Here is a 17,875-nt window from a genome sequence, read left to right as displayed (position 1 = left end):
GTCCGGCAGACTCCTCGATCACAAGCGCTGACAAGCACTCTAACAAGATCGCTGGAGAACACCCATGAATGGCTCATCCCCTCATAAAGCTGCGTCCGCCCGGTCTCGGGCCGGAGCAGTGTTTCGCGTCACGTCAGGCAATTTCCTCGAACAATTCGATTTCTTCCTGTTCGGCTTCTACGCCACTCAAATCGCCTCGGCCTTCTTTCCCGCGACCAGCGAGTTCGCCTCGTTGATGATGACCTTTGCGGTCTTTGGCGCGGGTTTCCTGATGCGTCCCTTGGGGGCGGTGATTCTTGGCGCTTATATAGACGACGTCGGCCGCCGCAAAGGCTTGATCGTGACCCTGTCGATCATGGCCAGTGGCACGCTGCTCATTGTGCTGGTGCCCGGCTACGCGACTATCGGGCTCTGGGCACCTGCACTGGTCTTGCTGGGGCGCCTGCTGCAGGGGTTCTCTGCCGGAGCCGAGCTGGGCGGGGTGTCGGTGTATCTGGCCGAAATGGCCACGCCGGGTCGCAAAGGCTTCTATACCAGTTGGCAATCCGGCAGTCAGCAGGTGGCGATCATTGTCGCGGCTGCGCTGGGTTACGCCCTCAACCAGTGGATGGCCCCTGCGGCGGTGGCTGACTGGGGCTGGAGAATTCCATTCGCCATCGGTTGCCTGATCATCCCGTTCATTTTCCTGCTGCGTCGCAGCCTTCAGGAAACCGAAGAGTTCGCCACCCGCTTACACCGCCCGAGCATGCGGGAGGTCTTCGCGACCCTGTTGCAGAACTGGCGTGTGGTCATCGCCGGGATGCTGATGGTTGCGATGACGACTACCACGTTTTACCTGATCACCATCTATGCGCCGACCTTTGGCAAAACCGTGCTGAACCTGAGTACCGCCGATGCTCTGCTGGTGACCTTGCTGGTCGGCGTGTCCAATTTTATCTGGCTGCCCATCGGCGGCATGCTGAGCGACCGTTTCGGGCGCAAGCCGCTGCTGGTGGCAATGACCTTGCTGACCATTCTCAGTGCTTATCCGGCGCTGTCGTTTCTCGCTCAGGCGCCCAGCTTCAGCCACATGCTTGAAGTGTTGCTGTGGTTCTCGTGCCTCTACGGCTTGTACAACGGCGCGATGATCCCTGCGCTGACTGAAATCATGCCGGTGGAGGTTCGCGTTGCCGGTTTTTCCCTGGCCTACAGCCTGGCGACCGCAATTTTCGGTGGCTTCACTCCGGCCATATCCACATGGCTGATCCACCTGACCGGCGACAAGGCTGCGCCTGCTTACTGGATGACTTTTGCTGCGGTGTGCGCCCTGGGCGCGACACTGGTGCTGTATCGGCACATTTCAGCTCGCCCGCAATTGGCCGTGTAATCAAGGAACATGAACATGAACTCATCGCGTAAACATCAACTGGCTGTGCTTTTTCTAGGCTGCGTCGCCGTGAGCGCTGCGGCTCAGGCCGAACAACTCAAGGTCATGACGTCCGGCGGGTTTACCGCTGCGTACAAGTTGCTCGGGCCGCAATATGCGGCGTCTTCCGGGGATTCACTGGACACCATTCTCGGCCCGTCGATGGGCAAAGCGCCTGAGGCCATTCCCAATCGCCTGGCCCGTGGTGAGCATGCCGACGTGGTGATCATGGTCGGCTATGCGCTGGACGACCTGATCAAACAGGGCAAGGTAGACCCCGCATCGCGTGTCGAACTGGCCGATTCGCGTATCGGAATGGTCGTGAAACAGGGCGCTGCCAAGCCTGCTATCGGCACCGACAGCGAGCTGAAAGATACGCTGCTCAGGGCCAGGTCGGTCGCGTATTCGGACAGCGCCAGTGGCGTGTACGTCGAAAAAGAACTCTTTAAAAAGCTGGGCATTCAGCAAGAACTCGCGCCCAAGAGCAAGATGATCGAGCGCATTCCGGTGGCCTCGGTGGTTGCCAAAGGCGATTACGAAGTGGGCTTTCAGCAGGTTGCCGAGTTGCTGCCGGTTCCCGGCGTGACCTTCGTGGCGAAGATTCCCGAAGACGTTCAATCGCTCACTCGTTACGCCGCAGGCATACCGGTCAACGCCGAGCACCCGAAACAGGCGAAGGCTTTGCTCGATTACCTGGCATCCCCAAAGGCGCAGGCCACCGTGCAGGAAACCGGGCTGGACTCAGTTCCCCGCTGACCGGAACGGCATTTTCCTGACCAGTTGCTCCAGCTCCAGGGCCGCAGGTGTGAGCGTACGGCCGCGACGCTTGATCAACCCGACGTTGCGGATCACCTCAGGTTCAACCAACGGCACGCTCACCAGAAACGGGTGAGCGGTCATCGGCATGGCAATCGAGGGTACTGCCGCCACGCCAAGCCCTGCTTCCACAAGACCGATCATCGTGGTGACGTGCCGTGTTTCGCAGATACTTTCCTTGTGCGGTCGTGATCGTGCCAGCGCCTGATCCAGCACCAGCCGGTTGCCCGAGGTGATGTCCAGCGCGATGTAATCGTGGCTGTACATCTCTTCCCAACTGACACTTTCGCGAATCGCCAGCGAATGATCCCGGCGGCACGCCATCACGTAGCGCTCCTGCAAAAGCAGTTCAAAATCCACTTCCGGCGCCAGGTTGCCGCTGAAACTCACCCCGAAATCGGCTTCGCCAAGGGCAACGGCACTGTTGACCTCGTTGGCGCTGGCGTCCAGCACCTTGACCCTGATCTTCGGGTAATCCTCGCGAAAGGCGCTGATCACCTGCGGCATGAAGTAGTACGCCGCCGAGGGCACGCAAGCAATCGTGACGCTGCCCATCCGCGTGGAGCCGACTTCGCCGATCGTCATCAGAGCAATGTCCAGGTCATCCAGTATTCGTTCGACCTGCGGCAGAAATGCGCGGCCTACAGTGGTCAGGCTGACCTTGCGAGTGGTGCGCTCGAACAGCTTCACATTCAGCGCCGATTCAAGTTTTTCTATGCGGCGGCTGAGCGCTGGCTGGGTGATCCGCACTGATTCCGCAGCCTTGCGAAAACTGCCGTTTTCGACAACGGCACGAAAGGCTTGCAGATCGTTGAGATCAAAGTTGATGGACATTGCGTGGCCAGTGGATTGATACGGTGTGGGTATCAATGTATCAGATCGGGCCGGGCGGCTCGTCAGGGACGCACGGGGAGGGGGGCTTGCAAAACTCAGGGCCAAACCCCAGAAACGACAAAGCCCTGAATAATCAGGGCTTTGCGCTACCAAATATGGCGGAGGCATAGAGATTCGAACTCTAGGACCTGTTACAGTCGGCAGTTTTCAAGACTGCTGCCTTAAACCACTCGGCCATACCTCCACTACGTTGCGGGCGCCATAATACCGGAATGAAACAAGCTGTCAAACTCTGTGACTAGCCAGTTGCGGCGGCTCTGTTATGATCTTTGCAACTCAACATTTCAACAGGAAGGAGTTTCGCCATGCGCGAACAGGATTACAGCCTTAAAACCGGCATGCAGGCCGACCAGCTCGAGGTTAGTCGTGTCCTGCGCAATACTTATGGTCTTCTTGCTCTGACGCTGGCTTTCAGCGGTGTCATGGCGTTTGTCGCGCAGCAGATGCGCGTCGGCTACCCGAACATTTTCGTGGTGCTGATCGGCTTCTACGGTCTGTTTTTCCTGACCAACAAGCTGCGTGATTCGGTCTGGGGCCTGGTTTCTACCTTTGCCCTGACAGGTTTCATGGGTTTCCTGCTGGGCCCGATCCTCAACCGTTATCTGGGCATGGCCGGTGGCGCTGAAGTCGTCAGTTCCGCATTTGCGATGACCGCACTGGTTTTCGGCGGTCTGTCGGCCTACGTGTTGATCACCCGCAAGGACATGAGCTTCCTGGGTGGCTTCATCACCGCAGGCTTCTTCGTGTTGCTTGGCGCGGTAGTGGCCAGCATGTTCTTCCAGATCAGCGGCCTGCAACTGGCGATCAGCGCAGGTTTCGTACTGTTCTCGTCGGTCTGCATTCTGTTCCAGACCAGCGCGATCATTCAGGGTGGCGAGCGTAACTACATCATGGCAACCGTCAGCCTGTATGTGTCGATCTACAACCTGTTCATCAGCCTGTTGCAGATATTCGGCATCATGAGCCGCGACGACTGATCCACGCGATCAAGGTGGCCTGAACGTTCAGGCCACCTCGCTGCACGCAAAAGCCCCGAATTTTCGGGGCTTTTGCTTTTCTGCGTTTTGAACAACGTCAGGTTTTTCGGTGCTGGCGTTATGCCGGTCTTTGAGCGTGTTTGCGAAGGCGACAGGGTTAACCTGACGATGCCTGTTTCGTCCTGCCTGAGGCACCGAATTTTTTGACCGATCAGTCATTTTTATCAAGATTGTTACAGTTTTATCAGTCGCTTATCGTTTTTCCATTATCACTGAAAAAAATATCAGGCTATTCCCCAATGCCTGTAGGCACTTTCCTACTTTAGGCCAATTGACATCATCCAGGAGGGGTGGACACATTTTTTCAAGATGTGTCAGTTTTGTTACGCAACACATGGCGAGTGGCAGGATTTTCTCGCTGTAGGTGGAGTCCTGTCACACCTAAATTCGTTCTATCAGCAATACAAGGAAGTGTCATGACGAAAGTCAAAGAAAATGCTGCAATTCAACTCTCCGCCGCTACCAGCACCTCATTCGATCAGATCAATACGTTTGCGCACGAGTATGACCGTGGCGGTAACCTCACGATCAACGGCAAACCTTCGTACTCGGTCGATCAGGCTGCTAATTTCATTCTTCGCGATGACGCCGCTTGGGCGGATCGCGACGGTAACGGCACCATCAACCTCACGTATACGTTCCTGACCGCAAAACCTGCCGGGTTCAACAACGCCCTTGGGACTTTCAGTGCGTTCAATGCGCAACAGAAAGCCCAAGCGGTATTGTCGATGCAATCCTGGGCAGACGTTGCCAAGGTCAGCTTTACCCAAGCGGCTTCCGGCGGCGACGGGCATATGACCTTTGGTAACTACAGTGATGGCAGCAATGGCGGGTCGGCGTTTGCCTACCTGCCGAGCGGCGGCCGTACAGATGGTCAGTCCTGGTACCTGATCAGCGATTCTTACCGGCAAAACGTCTCCCCGGACAACGGTAACTATGGTCGTCAGACCCTGACCCACGAAATCGGCCACACCCTGGGCCTGTCTCACCCTGGCGACTACAACGCTGTTGACGGCAACCCGACATACAAGGACGCAACCTACGCAGAAGACACGCGCGGCTACAGCGTCATGAGCTACTGGAGTGAGTCCAATACCGACCAGAACTTCGTCAAGGGCGGCGCTTCGTCGTATTCCTCGGCACCGTTGCTGGACGATATTGCGGCTGTTCAGCAACTCTACGGCGCGAACCTGAGCACGCGGGCCACTGATACGGTCTACGGCTTCAACTCCACTGCCGGGCGCGATTTCTACAGCGCCACATCCGCCTCTTCCAAGGTGGTGTTTTCGGTGTGGGATGGCGGGGGCAAGGATACCCTCGACTTCTCCGGCTTCACCCAGAACCAGAAAATCAACCTGAACGCGGCCTCGTTCTCTGACGTCGGCGGCATGGTGGGTAACGTCTCCATTGCCAAGGGCGTTGTGGTGGAAAACGCAATTGGGGGTTCGGGCAACGATCTGTTGATCGGCAATGCTGCCGCCAACGACCTCAAAGGCGGTGCCGGCAACGACATCATCTACGGGGGTGGCGGCGCAGACAGCCTCACCGGCGGCGCAGGCGCAGACATTTTCGTGTTTGGCGCCAGTTCCGATTCCAACCGTGCCGCTCAGGACACGATTCGCGATTTTGTCAGCGGTCAGGACAAGATCGACGTATCGGCTATCTCCACGCTGAGCGCGTTGCAGTTCGTCAACGCCTTCAGCGGTCATGCTGGCGAAGCGATCCTGAACTACAACCAGAGCAGCAACCTGGGTAGCCTGGCGATCGACTTCACCGGTCAGGGCGCTGGGGACTTTCTGGTGGGAACTGTTGGTCAAGCGTTTGCCACTGATATCGTGGTTTAATCTGTAACAATCATGGGCGACTCTCAGCAGCCGCCCATGATCTGGAATGTACCCCCATCATGAATATCAATTACTTTGTTCGAATCGTGCCAGTTGCCGTTGTGCTGCTGGTGGGGATTTCCGGAGCAAGCATGGCCATGAGTTTAAAACTGCCCAACCCTGCCGAACTCAGCGGTCAATGGCGACTTTCTCTTCAGGGGAAGGCGGACGATGCCTGTGAGCTGCAACTGAATACCGAAGCGCCACAACTGACCGGTGATGTGGCCTGCGCTGCAAAATGGTTGCATGAACCACCTGCCGGCTGGTTTCCGACGCCGGATGGTCTGGCGCTCACTGACAACCAGGGCAATCGGCTGATTCACCTCAACAGGATGGACGAGCAGACCTATGAGGCACGCCTGCCCGGCGGAGAATTACTGATCCTTGGACGGTTCGCCGATTAAGCGTTTCATGGACCTGAGCGCGTTATTTGATAAACACCATGGATTTCATCCGTCGCAAGCAAGACCATCAAGGAACAACCATGAGTGCGTTGCCCCATAGCGCCCAGCCACCGCTCTACAAAGCGCTGGCAGACTACAAGAGCGCGTTGATCGGTGTGGGTTGTTTTACCGCGCTGATCAACGTGTTGATGCTCGCTCCATCGATTTACATGTTGCAGGTCTATGACCGCGTATTGACCTCACAGAACCAGACCACACTGGCCATGCTGACCCTGATGGTGGTCGGGTTCTTCGCCTTTATCGGCGTGCTGGAGATGATTCGCAGCTTTGTGGTGATCCGCATCGGCAGCGAGCTGGAGCGACGTTTCAATTTGCGCGTTTATCAAGCCGCGTTCGAGAGCAACCTGCATGCCGGGCAGCGCCAGGCCGGACAGGCGCTGGGCGACCTGTCCTTCATCCGGCAGTTTCTCACCGGCCCTGCGTTGTTCGCGTTCTTCGACGCCCCCTGGTTTCCCGTCTACCTGGCGGTCATTTTTCTTTTCGACCCCTGGCTTGGCGTGCTGGCCAGTGTTGGTACGGTGTTGCTGGTAGGGCTGGCCTGTCTGAATGAGTGGCTGACCCGCAAACCGCTGGCCGAGGCCAGTGGCTATTCGCAGCAGTCGTCGCAACTGGCGACCCGTCATCTGCAGCAGGCCGAGGCCATTCAGGCGATGGGCATGCTCGAAGCGTTGCGTCGTCGCTGGTTCAATGTGCACGGGCGCTTTCTGGCCCTGCAGAACCGCGCCAGCGACACCGGAGCGGTGATCAGTTCGATCAGCAAGGCGCTGCGCCTGTGCCTGCAATCACTGGTGTTGGGGCTGGGAGCGTTGCTGGTGATTCGTGGCGACATGACCGCAGGCATGATGATCGCCGGCTCGATCCTGATGGGGCGGGTACTCAGCCCTATCGATCAACTGATTGCAGTCTGGAAACAATGGAGTTCTGCACGTCTGGCTTATGGGCGTCTGGACCATTTGCTCAAGACCTACGCCGAGCCCGCGCCGCGCATGGCGCTGCCCACGCCGCGTGGTCAGATCAGTGCGGAGCAGGTCAGCGCTGCGCCTCCGGGCCGAAACTCGCCTACGGTTCAGCAGGTGAGCTTCCAGTTGCAGGCAGGGGAGGTGCTCGGCGTGCTGGGCGCATCGGGTTCCGGCAAATCGACCCTGGCCCGGGTGCTGGTCGGGGTATGGCCCGCACTGGGCGGAACGGTGCGGCTGGACGGTGCCGACATGCACCGGCTGGACCGGGAGGCGCTGGGCCCCCATATTGGCTATTTGCCGCAAGACATCGAATTGTTTGGCGGCAGCGTGGCAGAAAACATCGCGCGCTTTCGCGAGGGCGACGCGAGCGCGGTGGTGGCGGCTGCGCAACTGGCGGGTGTGCATGAACTGATCCTGCGCCTGCCGCAAGGTTATGACACGCGACTGGGCGATGATGGCGGCGGTTTGTCCGGCGGTCAGAAACAGCGCGTTGCGTTGGCCCGCGCCTTGTACGGCGACCCCAAACTGGTGGTGCTCGATGAGCCCAACTCCAATCTGGACGCCGCCGGCGAAGCGGCCCTGACCCAGGCAATGGGTGAACTCAAGGCGCGTGGATGCACCGTTGTGCTCGTCACTCACCGCACCCAGTCCTTGAGTCAGACCGATTGCCTGCTGGTGCTGAGCGAAGGTCGCATGCAGGCATTCGGCCCTACGGCTCAGGTGCTGCAAGCCTTGTCCGGCCAGGCATCTTCCGGGCAAGCGTCCACCACGCAAGCAGCACAACCGCAACCCCGCTCGGTACCTGCCGGGCTCTCCATGAGCCGTCAGTACGGCAACCAGAACAGGCAGTCCGACGTATGAACAGCCCTCTCGACACTCATTACGCCGTGCCAGGCAAGGAGCGCGGGGTGCAGTTTTTCGTGCGCGCCGGCTGGATCCTCATGCTCGCGGGGGCGGGCAGTTTCTTTCTCTGGGCCAGCCTGGCGCCACTTGATCAGGGCATTGCCGTGCAGGGCACGGTGGTGGTTTCGGGCAAGCGCAAGGCCGTGCAGTCGCTCGACGGTGGCGTGGTGAGCAAGATTCTCGTCAGCGAAGGCCAGTTGGTCAAAGAAGGCGAGCCGCTGTTTCGTCTTGATCAGACGCAGGTCCAGGCGGATGTGCAATCGCTGGGCGCTCAATACCGCATGGCCTGGGCCAGCCTGGCCCGCTGGCAAAGCGAGCGCGACAATCTGGATGAGGTGCGCTTCCCCGCAGAACTGATCGCCGCCGGGCAGGGCCAGAATCCTGACCCGCGTCTGGCCCTGGTGCTTGAGGGGCAGCGCCAGTTGTTCAGCAGCCGTCGTCAGGCACTGGCGCGCGAGCAATCCGGTTTGCAGGCGAGCATTGAAGGTGCCGGGCTGCAACTCGCCGGCATGCGTCGCGCGCGTTCGGACCTATTGGCCCAGGCCGAATCATTGCGTCAGCAGCTGCGTAACCTGGAACCTCTGGCGCAAAACGGCTTCATTCCGGGCAACCGCCTGCTGGAGTTCCAGCGCCAGTTGTCTCAAGTGCAGCAGAGCCTGGCGCAGAACGCAGGCGAAACCGGGCGCATAGAGCAGGGCATCGTCGAATCGCGGCTGCGCCTTCAGCAGCAGCGCGAGGAATACCAGAAAGAGGTGCGCAGCCAATGGGCCGATGCCCAGGTCAAGGCGCTTACCCTTGAGCAGCAACTGGCGTCGGCAGGTTTCAGTCTGCAGCACAGCGCCATTCTTGCGCCTGCCGATGGCATCGCTGTGAACATGGGCGTGCACACCGAAGGCGCTGTGGTGCGGGCCGGTGAAACCTTGCTGGAGATCGTTCCGCAAGGCACCCGACTGGAAGTCGAAGGGCGTTTGCCGGTGCAGTTGATCGACAAGGTCGCCAGCCATTTGCCGGTCGACATCCTCTTTACCGCGTTCAATCAGAGCCGCACACCTCGGGTGGCCGGCGAAGTGAGCCTGATTTCCGCCGACCAGATGCAGGATGAAAAAACCGGTCAGCCGTATTACGTACTGCGTACCTCGGTGGGTGATGCCGCACTGGAAAAACTCAACGGTCTGGTGATCAAGCCGGGCATGCCCGCTGAAATGTTCGTGCGCACGGGTGAACGCTCGCTGCTCAACTACCTGTTCAAACCTTTGCTGGACCGTGCCGGCTCCGCGTTGACGGAGGAATAGGATGATGCGTTATCCTCTGAAAGCCGCTTTGCTGACGGCCATCCTGCTGGGTACTGCGCCGTTGAGTCATGCGATGGGACCGTTTCAGGTCTATGAGCTGGCGCTACGCAATGACCCGACCTACCTCGGCGCACTCAAGGAACGCGATGCGGGCCTTGAGAACCGGATCATTGGTCGCGCCGGCCTGTTGCCTCGCGTGTCGTACAACTACAACAAAGGGCGCAACGATTCAAAAGCCACCCTTAAAGGTGGCCGCGAAGACACCACGGATCATCGCCACTACAACAGCTTTGGTTCAAGCCTGACGATCCAGCAGCCGTTGATTGATTACGAGGCCTACGCCAATTACCGCAAGGGCCTGGCTCAGGCACTGTTTGCCGACGAGACCTTTCGCAGCAAGAGTCAGGAATTGCTGGTGCGGGTGCTGACCCTTTACACCCAGGCACTGTTTGCTCAGGACCAGATCAGCATCGCGCGCGCCAAACAGCAGGCGTTCGAGCGCCAGTTTGCGCAGAACCGGCAGATGTTTCAGCAAGGCGAGGGCACCCGTACCGACATTCTGGAAGCTGAATCGCGCAACGAGCTGGCGATTGCCGAGCAGATCGAAGCCAGCGACGAACAGGACGCTGCCTTGCGTGAACTGGCAGCGTTGCTGGGCGAGCCGGGTATCGATGTTTCGCAACTGGACCCTTTGAAGGACAGTTTTCAGGCGTTGGTACTCGCACCTTCAAGTTTCACCGAGTGGCATGCGCTGGCCGCGGCCAATAGCCCGATACTTGCGTCGCAGCGTCAGGCAGTGGAAGTGGCGCGCTATGACGTGGAGCGCAATCGCGCCGGTCATCTGCCGACGGTGAATGCCTTCGCGAGCATTCGTCAGAACGAGTCGGACAGCGGCAACACCTACAATCAGCGTTACGACACTAACACCGTGGGCATCGAGGTCAGTCTGCCGTTGTACGCCGGTGGCGGCACCAGTGCTTCGGTGCGTCAGGCCAACAGCAAGCGTGAACAGGCTGAATACGAGCTGGAAGGCAAGACCCGTGAAACCCTGATCGAGCTGCGTCGCCAGTTCAACGCCTGCGCGTCCGGGGTGAGCAAGCTGCGCGCTTATCAGAAAGCGTTGGTGTCGGCGCAGGCGCTGGTCGAATCGACACGCCAGAGCATTCTGGGTGGCGAGCGCATCAGCCTGGATGCGCTCAACGCCGAGCAGCAGCTCTACAGCACCCGGCGCGATCTGGCGAAAGCCCGTTACGATTATTTGATGGCGTGGATCAAACTGCATTACTACGCCGGTACGTTGCGCGACACCGATCTGGCGCGCATCGACGAGGCCTTCGTGCTGGCGCGCGATGGCCGTGATCGGCAGCGGTAATTAAACAGCGGCGCTGAACCGTGCGAGCGAGAAGGCTGAAAGATCTACATCGCTCTTGCCGTGAATACAGCGTTGCGCGAGGGCCAGCCCCAGCCCGGCTGAATGCTTGAAGCCGTGACCGGAGCACGCCGATACAACGGTCACGTTTTTCAGGTACGGGTGTTCATCGATGATGAAGTGGTAGTCGGGCGTGACGGTGTAGGCGCACACCGAGGATTTGACGACGTGCGGGCTCAGGCCTGCAATTTTGCCCTTTATCTGGGTGTCGAACCTGTCCTGCTCCTCGCTCGCGGTAACGGTGCGGTCCAGCGTGTTCGGCGCTGAGTCCTCAATGTATTGCTCGGTGGCGACCTTCATGCTGTTTTCGCCGGGCAGAGGCGGGAAGCCGTAACTCACGTCAGCATCACCGGGCCCGTGAATCATGATGAAGCTGGGCGAGCGCGGAGCAAATACCGCGTCTTGCTGTCGTTCGAACCAGAACAGCTTTTGCCGGCACACCCTCAACAGGTCACTGAAAGGTGCACCCAGCAGCTCCGTCGACCACATGCCGGCACTGACCACGACCTTGTCGGCGATGATCGAGCCTTTTTCGGTGGTAATGCGCACCTGTTCGCCGTACGGCTGTAAATGCGTGACGGTCTCGTGGGTCAGCAGCCGTGCGCCGTGTTGCGCTGCCAGCCTGAGCTGAACGCCGATGCAGCGTTCTGGCCGAACAAAACCGCCCTCGGGTTCAAAGTAGCCAATGGCCGTGTCCAGCACCGGTGCGAACTGCGGAAAACGCTCGCGAATGGCGGTAGCCATCAGCACCTGATGCTCCACGCCATAGGCGCGTGCCAGCGCGATGGTCTTGTGGGTGAAGTCGTCAGCGTCCGCTGCGTCATAGCTCGGGCTGGAGGTCATCACCAGCACGCCGCACTGTTCGAACAGCGACTCGCCGCTCAGTGCCTCGAGTTCGCGCCAGATGCGGTGCGAGCTGCGCACCAGCGGCAGGTACTGCGGGCCTTCGCCTACCGACAGGCGCGTGATGCGGGTATCGCCGTGGCTGGAGCCTTGGGTGTGCGGAGGGGCGTAGCGATCGACGCCAATCACATCGACTCCGGCCTTCGCCAGTTGATAGACAGTGGCTGCACCCATGGCACCCAGACCGAGCACGGCCACTTCGCAATGTTGTTCCATGTGTGCTACGCCTCGAAAAATCGTCTATTTCACGCTCGACAGCCAGCCGAATCAATGACCAATGCTGCATAAGGTTATACCGAGTCTTGATATGACTATCGTGCCGATGCTCTGCGTCGGTGCGCTGTTGCTGTTCTGGACGCTCTGCGTCCTCTATGTGGCGCTTCGCGCCACACTAGGGTTCTACGATGTCAGCTAGATTGATGTAAGACTCAAGTCACCTTTTCGCCCCTCGGCGACTGACTTGTGCGCCCAGCATGGGCGCCATCCTAGAGGTGAAAGTCCTCTCTTAAGCTGGCCACAGTGAATGAAGCGAAGCGCAACTGCAGAAGGGCGACCGACTGTGGGGAGGAAGCGTGGAGCGTAAACCGCGAGCCGAGGTACACAAATCGCATTCGAGGCGGATCCGGACAGGGCGAGCAGCCAAGTGACTGCAAAGCTCTTGTGGCCTAAGTGCCGGGTACGTAAATGCGGCGGTTGTGCGGTGAAGGATGGCGTTCTTACCTGGGGAGATCTCGCCTCATGCCTGAAAGGGCGACGGTGTGAGCCGGAGCGAGAAGTCAGCAGCGGTCATAGTAGCTGCGCTGCAGCGAAGGACCAAACGAGAAGAAGTGAGGTTTGACATGACGATACAGCAGGCCATGCATCAGATGCCCGGCAAACCGGGGCGGGACGCAATTGCAGAGGGTGAAACCCCGCGTAAAGCATCCAGCGATGAAGCCGGCTGTCCGCGCAATGACTCAACCCCCACAGGGTCAGGGTTGCTGCAAGCTGCCCTGACAAGAGACAACCTGCAACTGGCGTTTAAACAGGTCCGCGCCAATAAGGGTGCTGCCGGTGTCGACGGTCTTGGGATCGTCGAAACAGCGGAGCACCTGAAGACGGCATGGCCCGGGATACGCGCACAGTTGTTGGCAGGGACGTACCGGCCTGATCCGGTTCGGCGAGTCTTGATCCCCAAACCCGGTGGCGGCGAGCGCAAGCTGGGCATTCCTACGGTGACGGACAGACTTATTCAGCAAGCATTACTGCAAGTATTGCAGCCCTTGCTGGACCCTGACTTCAGCAACCACAGCTATGGTTTTCGTCCGGAGCGCAGTGCACACCAAGCGGTTTTGGCGGCACAGCAATACATCCACTCAGGGCGGCAAATTGTGGTCGATGTCGATCTGGAGCAGTTTTTCGACTGCGTCGAGCACGATGTGCTGATCGCCCGGCTGGGCAGAAAAGTGAAGGATCGCGACGTTTTACGTTTGATTCGAGCTTATCTGAACAGTGGGGCATTGATCGAAGGCATGGTCATGACCAGCACGAGGGGCACACCGCAAGGTGGACCACTTTCACCGCTGCTGGCCAATGTGGTGCTGGACGAGGTAGACAAAGAGCTGGAGCGACGAGGCCATTGCTTCGTCAGGTACGCGGACGATGCGAACGTTTACGTACGTAGCCCCAAAGCCGGACAGCGGGTGATGGCATTGCTCCGTCGCCTTTACGGCCGTCTTGGGTTGCGCGTGAACGAGAGCAAGAGCGCCGTTGCCAGTGCGTTTGGCCGCAAGTTTCTGGGATTCAGCTTCTGGCAGTCTCCCAAAGGCGAGGTCAAACGGCGGGTAGCACTCAAGGCGCTACAGGTATTCAAACATCGCATCCGGGGGCTGACACCGCGTAGTGGCGGTCGCAGCCTGCCGCAAGTGGTGGAAAACCTGAGGCCCTACCTCCTCGGCTGGAAAGCGTACTTTGGATTGTCTCAGGCTCCCGGTTTATGGAAGAGTCTGGACGGCTGGATACGTCGAAGGCTCAGGGCAATTCAGCTCAAACAATGGAAGACTGGCAAAACCACCTACCGAGAGCTTCGCAAGCTGGGTGCAAATTCTGACTTGGCGGCAGCAATAGCCAGCGATAGCCATAGGACCTGGCACAACAGTGCCGGGCTGATCCATGGTGTGCTGACGGTAGCGTGGTTTGATCGGTTGGGTCTGCCTCGACTCTACTGACCTCAACCTCTCGAACCGCCCGGTGCGGACCCGCATGCCGGGTGGTGTGGCAGGGGTGCAGCCAGATGGCTGCCCCCTATGCCGATTGAAGGATCAAAGTAAGCAAATGTATGGTCAGCCCACCTCCTGCAATCGCAGTTCGATGAGCGGTAAAGCATGCTTGCGCTAATGTATCCGGGCTCATTCTGGGCAATTTCGCTGCCCGGCCCTTGATGAGTATTCGCCGCCTTACTGTCCTCAAAAATCCCTAAAGCCTCGAAGGCTGCATTGCTTATCAGGTTTTCAGTCTGGCCATGAGCTGTTTATCGTCATCATCACTGCGTCGCAAAAGCCGGTACGCCTATGTCCTACTCAGATCATTGATGCGTTGTAAGTGCTACCTCGTCTGAGCACCGCCCATACGATTCTTGCCAGCTTGTTCGCTAAAGCACATGCCACCTTGTTCGGATGCTTGCGTGCCAACAAGTCTCTTACCCACTGCCCAAGGGCATCATCGCGGCGTTCTATTCGAATCATGAGCGCTCGAGAACCTTGCACCAACAGGGTTCGCAGGTGCCTGTCACCTCGCTTGCTGATACCCAGCAATACGGGTCTCCCGCCTGTAGAGAACTGTCTGGGAACCAGCCCCAGAAAAGCGGAAAGGTCTCGTGAGGCTCGAAAATTGGAAGCGTCACCCAGATCCGCTACAAATGCGCTGGCGGTAATAGGACCAATGCCAGGAATCGTCATCAAGCGTGTACCAGCATCGTCTTGCGCCAGTTGCTGCTTGATTTGCGCATCACAGGCCTTTATTTCGGTATCAAGGCGATGAATATCCTCCAGCAAATGCTCCATGACCCTTTTGAACTGCAGCGGCAGGTCGCTACGTGAATCGTCAATCAGCTCAGGCACTTTGGCGATCGCTGCCTTGGTGGCTGGCAAGGCAATTCCGAACTCAAGCAAAAAACCATGCACCCTGTTGATGGCTTCAGTACGGTGGCAAACCAGTGACTCGCGAAGACGATGTTGTACAGAAAGTACCTGCTGCTCCACAGTCTTGACGGCAACGTAATGAGTACGTGGTCTGGAGGCCGCCTCGCATATAGCTTCGGCATCGATGAAGTCATTCTTGTTGCCCGTCACGTAGGGCTTCACATGTTGCGGAGCAATCAACTTCACCCGGTGCCCCAGCGAGGCGAGTTTCCTGGCAAGCCAGTGAGAGCCACCGCACGACTCCATTGCAATGGTGCAGGGTTCAATCTGAGCCGCAAACTGCAGAAGGCGATTGCGATTGAAGCACTTGCGTAATACTTGGTGGCCGCCTGCATCATGGCCTATGAGGTGAAAACTGTTTTTACCAATGTCGATGCCTAAGAGCTTGAGGCCGTTTTTCATGAGTGATCTCCTCGACGTTAGAGAGAAACCCGGAAAGTGTAGACACTCCGGGTTTCTCGGATCGGGCTGACCATCTCATTATCCCGGCTCCGTTTCCGGCCCGACTTCGTCAGTTCCTTCGCCCTGACACTTACGTCGCACTCTGCGTCGTCAGTGCCATCGTGATAAAAAAGCGCTTTCGTTTATGTGCAGTGACTACGAGCAAGGCATGCCGTACCACACGGAGCATAAAAGCGGACTTATGTATAACGGTGAGGGCCGAAGCCTTAGCCACTACGAGTGCCACCCCGTTCGGTTTTTTGCAGAACCGCCAAAAATTTGCGCTTGCGCTGCTCAGGGTTTTTAAGGTCCGAAATCGATGAAAAGTTGTCCACGGAAATCGTGGGTATGTCTGTGGGTAACTTTTTGAAACCCTTGTTCTACGTGGCCTGTAGCGTTGTGGTTATTTTATGAACAGCTCATGTTTTGCACTTTCATGGTGCTGTAATCCGAGCAGAAAACCGCCTCGCCATAAGCGACTTCAGGCACAAAAGAGAAATATTTTTCAAAAAAAACGCGACCCTTATGGGGTCGCGCTGCTGTGTTGCCGGTTCAGCTGTTCATCATCACGCGACAGGCTGATCGCTCCACTCGCCATTGACCAGGCGACGCAAGCCCAGCGGGTTGGCGTTCTGCAGGGCAGGTGGCAATTGGCTGTCGGCCAGGTTCTGGTAGCAGACCGGGCGCAGGAAGCGATCGATGGCCAGGGTGCCGACCGACGTGCCGCGTGCATCCGACGTTGCCGGGTACGGGCCGCCGTGGACCATGGCTTCACAGACTTCAACACCGGTCGGGTAGCCGTTGAACAGGATACGGCCGACTTTTTCTTCCAGGATCGGTTGCAGCCAGCTGTATTGGCTGAGGTCTGCAGGTTCGCCGATCACGGTAGCAGTCAACTGCCCGCGCAAGGCTTGCAGGGCGTCTTTCAATTGCGCATCGTCGGCGACTTCGATCACCAGAGTGGTCGGGCCGAAAACTTCCTCCTGCAACAACTGATCGCCATTCAACAACAGGCTGACATCGGCCTTGAACAGTTGGGCCTGAGCCTGTTTGCCTTCCTGCGGTTTACCCGCCAAGTGGGTGACGCCAGGATGCGCCAGCAGGTGCTCGACGCCTTTGCTGTAGCTGCGCAGGCCACCCGCGTTGAGCATGGTTTGCGGTGCCTGAGCGCCCATCTGTTCGGTCAGTTGCTCCAGAAACGCCGAGAACGCTGGCGAGCGCAGGCCGATGACCACGCCCGGGTTGGTGCAGAACTGGCCGGCACCCATCACCACCGAGCCGGCCAATTCCTTGGCCACGGTTTCGCCGCGCGCCTGCAAAGCGCCCGGCAGCAGCACGACCGGGTTGATGCTCGACATCTCGGCAAAGACCGGAATCGGTTGCGGGCGTTCGGCAGCCATTTTGCACAGCGCATTGCCGCCGTTCAGCGAGCCGGTGAAGCCAACGGCCTGAATGGCCGGGTGCTTGACCAGACCTTCGCCAACGCCGTTGCCGAAAATCATGTTGAACACGCCTTTGGGCATGTGCGTGCGCTCGGCGGCGCGGATGATTGCGCTGGCCACCAGATCGGCAGTCGCCATGTGACCGCTGTGCGCCTTGAAGACTACCGGGCAACCGGCTGCCAGTGCAGCGGCGGTGTCGCCACCTGCGGTGGAAAAGGCCAACGGGAAGTTGCTTGCACCGAACACGGCAACCGGGCCGACGCCAATGCGGTACTGACGCAGATCAACCCGTGGCAGCGGCTTGCGGTCCGGCAGGGCGAGGTCGATGCGCGCACCGACGAAGTCACCGCGACGCAGGACTTTGGAAAACAGACGCATCTGCCCGCTGGTACGCCCGCGCTCACCCTGGATGCGCGCCTGTGGCAGGGCGGTTTCCTGGCAGACGATGGCGACGAAGTCGTCGCCCAACTGGTCAAGTTCATCGGCGATGGCGTCGAGGAAGTCCGCGCGGCGGGCCGGGCTCAGTTGGCGGAATTCAGGAAAGGCGGCTTTGGCGGCCAGCGCGGCGGCGTCGATTTCGCCGTCGGTGGCCTGGTGAAAGCTGTAAGGCAATTCTTCACCCGTGGTGGCATCCAGGCTCTTCTGCAGGCTTTGGCCCAGGGCACTGCGGCCGCCTGCGATGAAGTTCTGGCCGAGAATGTTAGGCATCGGTATCTCCTGTTGTTTGATGTTGGAGGCGGGCGCCGAAGGGATCCGGACCGTGCGCTCCTTATGGGTTGCCGAGTTGCTTTGCGGGGTGGCACTGGTGCGGCGTTTAAAAGCAGGCCG

At 58.8% G+C, this 17,875-nt stretch carries 13 protein-coding genes and 1 tRNA gene; 9 read left to right on the top strand and 5 right to left on the bottom strand.

Annotated elements, in window-relative coordinates; translation table 11 throughout:
• The first annotated feature begins 64 nt into the window (after nt 1-64).
• Both PSPTO_RS17250 and PSPTO_RS17245 read left to right on the top strand, forming a co-directional pair.
• Nucleotides 65-1,366 carry an MFS transporter gene (locus tag PSPTO_RS17250; protein WP_005767375.1) on the top strand — a complete coding sequence of 434 codons (1,302 nt, stop codon included), beginning with the start codon at nt 65-67 and terminating at the stop codon, nt 1,364-1,366.
• Nucleotides 1,367-1,381: 15 nt separating this feature from the next.
• Entirely contained in the window at nt 1,382-2,161 is a 780-nt protein-coding gene (locus PSPTO_RS17245; RefSeq protein ID WP_011104501.1) for a substrate-binding domain-containing protein, read from the top strand.
• On the opposite strand, the gene PSPTO_RS17240 is transcribed toward PSPTO_RS17245, so the two are convergent.
• Together PSPTO_RS17240 and PSPTO_RS17235 are read right to left on the bottom strand one after the other, a co-directional pair.
• On the bottom strand, nt 2,147-3,055 hold the full coding sequence (locus tag PSPTO_RS17240; protein ID WP_007246046.1) for a LysR family transcriptional regulator: 909 nt from the start codon (nt 3,053-3,055) through the stop codon (nt 2,147-2,149). The genes PSPTO_RS17245 and PSPTO_RS17240 overlap by 15 nt on opposite strands.
• 156 nt (nt 3,056-3,211) lie before the next feature.
• A tRNA-Ser gene (locus tag PSPTO_RS17235) sits at nt 3,212-3,299 on the bottom strand.
• Between the two features lie 121 nt (nt 3,300-3,420).
• On the opposite strand from PSPTO_RS17235, the gene PSPTO_RS17230 reads away from it, so the two are divergent.
• The 6 genes from PSPTO_RS17230 (at nt 3,421) to PSPTO_RS17205 (ending at nt 11,025) form a co-directional block, all read left to right on the top strand.
• Nucleotides 3,421-4,092 (top strand): Bax inhibitor-1/YccA family protein, encoded by a 672-nt coding sequence (locus PSPTO_RS17230; RefSeq protein WP_002553978.1) that lies wholly within the window; start codon nt 3,421-3,423, stop codon nt 4,090-4,092.
• Between the two features lie 476 nt (nt 4,093-4,568).
• Nucleotides 4,569-5,996, top strand: coding sequence for a serralysin family metalloprotease (locus PSPTO_RS17225; RefSeq protein WP_011104500.1), 1,428 nt, complete (start codon nt 4,569-4,571; stop codon nt 5,994-5,996).
• 59 nt (nt 5,997-6,055) lie between these two features.
• Complete coding sequence (locus PSPTO_RS17220; RefSeq protein WP_005767369.1) at nt 6,056-6,439, top strand: protease inhibitor Inh/omp19 family protein; 384 nt, start codon at nt 6,056-6,058, stop codon at nt 6,437-6,439.
• 80 nt (nt 6,440-6,519) lie between these two features.
• Nucleotides 6,520-8,319 carry a type I secretion system permease/ATPase gene (locus tag PSPTO_RS17215; protein ID WP_007246047.1) on the top strand — a complete coding sequence of 600 codons (1,800 nt, stop codon included), beginning with the start codon at nt 6,520-6,522 and terminating at the stop codon, nt 8,317-8,319.
• Complete coding sequence (locus tag PSPTO_RS17210) at nt 8,316-9,653, top strand: HlyD family type I secretion periplasmic adaptor subunit (RefSeq protein ID WP_005767365.1); 1,338 nt, start codon at nt 8,316-8,318, stop codon at nt 9,651-9,653. Before PSPTO_RS17215 ends, PSPTO_RS17210 begins: the two co-directional genes overlap by 4 nt.
• 1 nt (nt 9,654) lies before the next feature.
• The gene (locus PSPTO_RS17205; protein WP_005767364.1) at nt 9,655-11,025 is read left to right on the top strand and encodes a TolC family outer membrane protein; all 1,371 of its coding nucleotides are present in this window, start codon (nt 9,655-9,657) and stop codon (nt 11,023-11,025) included.
• Here the strand turns inward: PSPTO_RS17205 and solA are convergent, their stop codons facing one another.
• The gene (solA, locus tag PSPTO_RS17200; RefSeq protein WP_011104498.1) at nt 11,026-12,201 is read right to left on the bottom strand and encodes an N-methyl-L-tryptophan oxidase; all 1,176 of its coding nucleotides are present in this window, start codon (nt 12,199-12,201) and stop codon (nt 11,026-11,028) included. It lies immediately after the preceding gene.
• 623 nt (nt 12,202-12,824) lie between these two features.
• Between solA and ltrA the strand changes: the two genes are divergently transcribed.
• Nucleotides 12,825-14,192, top strand: coding sequence for a group II intron reverse transcriptase/maturase (gene ltrA / locus PSPTO_RS17195; RefSeq protein ID WP_011103883.1), 1,368 nt, complete (start codon nt 12,825-12,827; stop codon nt 14,190-14,192).
• A 351-nt stretch (nt 14,193-14,543) separates the two neighbouring features.
• Here the strand turns inward: ltrA and PSPTO_RS17190 are convergent, their stop codons facing one another.
• Complete coding sequence (locus PSPTO_RS17190) at nt 14,544-15,566, bottom strand: IS110-like element ISPsy7 family transposase (RefSeq protein ID WP_011103120.1); 1,023 nt, start codon at nt 15,564-15,566, stop codon at nt 14,544-14,546.
• 605 nt (nt 15,567-16,171) lie between these two features.
• On the bottom strand, nt 16,172-17,755 hold the full coding sequence (locus tag PSPTO_RS17185) for an aldehyde dehydrogenase (NADP(+)) (RefSeq protein WP_005767359.1): 1,584 nt from the start codon (nt 17,753-17,755) through the stop codon (nt 16,172-16,174).
• Nucleotides 17,756-17,875 lie beyond the last annotated feature (120 nt).

Source organism: Pseudomonas syringae pv. tomato str. DC3000 (genome assembly GCF_000007805.1).
Taxonomy (GTDB): Bacteria; Pseudomonadota; Gammaproteobacteria; order Pseudomonadales; family Pseudomonadaceae; genus Aquipseudomonas; species Aquipseudomonas avellanae.
This window is presented reverse-complemented; position numbering and strand designations above follow the sequence as displayed.

Coding starts and splice junctions, on each gene's coding strand:
- PSPTO_RS17225 (WP_011104500.1), top strand. CDS start 4,569: ATGACGAAAGTCAAAGAAAATGCTGCAATTCAACTCTCCGCCGCTACC.
- PSPTO_RS17185 (WP_005767359.1), bottom strand. CDS start 17,755: ATGCCTAACATTCTCGGCCAGAACTTCATCGCAGGCGGCCGCAGTGCC.
- solA (WP_011104498.1), bottom strand. CDS start 12,201: ATGGAACAACATTGCGAAGTGGCCGTGCTCGGTCTGGGTGCCATGGGT.
- ltrA (WP_011103883.1), top strand. CDS start 12,825: ATGACGATACAGCAGGCCATGCATCAGATGCCCGGCAAACCGGGGCGG.
- PSPTO_RS17230 (WP_002553978.1), top strand. CDS start 3,421: ATGCGCGAACAGGATTACAGCCTTAAAACCGGCATGCAGGCCGACCAG.
- PSPTO_RS17210 (WP_005767365.1), top strand. CDS start 8,316: ATGAACAGCCCTCTCGACACTCATTACGCCGTGCCAGGCAAGGAGCGC.
- PSPTO_RS17245 (WP_011104501.1), top strand. CDS start 1,382: ATGAACTCATCGCGTAAACATCAACTGGCTGTGCTTTTTCTAGGCTGC.
- PSPTO_RS17205 (WP_005767364.1), top strand. CDS start 9,655: ATGATGCGTTATCCTCTGAAAGCCGCTTTGCTGACGGCCATCCTGCTG.
- PSPTO_RS17240 (WP_007246046.1), bottom strand. CDS start 3,055: ATGTCCATCAACTTTGATCTCAACGATCTGCAAGCCTTTCGTGCCGTT.
- PSPTO_RS17250 (WP_005767375.1), top strand. CDS start 65: ATGAATGGCTCATCCCCTCATAAAGCTGCGTCCGCCCGGTCTCGGGCC.
- PSPTO_RS17220 (WP_005767369.1), top strand. CDS start 6,056: ATGAATATCAATTACTTTGTTCGAATCGTGCCAGTTGCCGTTGTGCTG.
- PSPTO_RS17215 (WP_007246047.1), top strand. CDS start 6,520: ATGAGTGCGTTGCCCCATAGCGCCCAGCCACCGCTCTACAAAGCGCTG.
- PSPTO_RS17190 (WP_011103120.1), bottom strand. CDS start 15,566: ATGAAAAACGGCCTCAAGCTCTTAGGCATCGACATTGGTAAAAACAGT.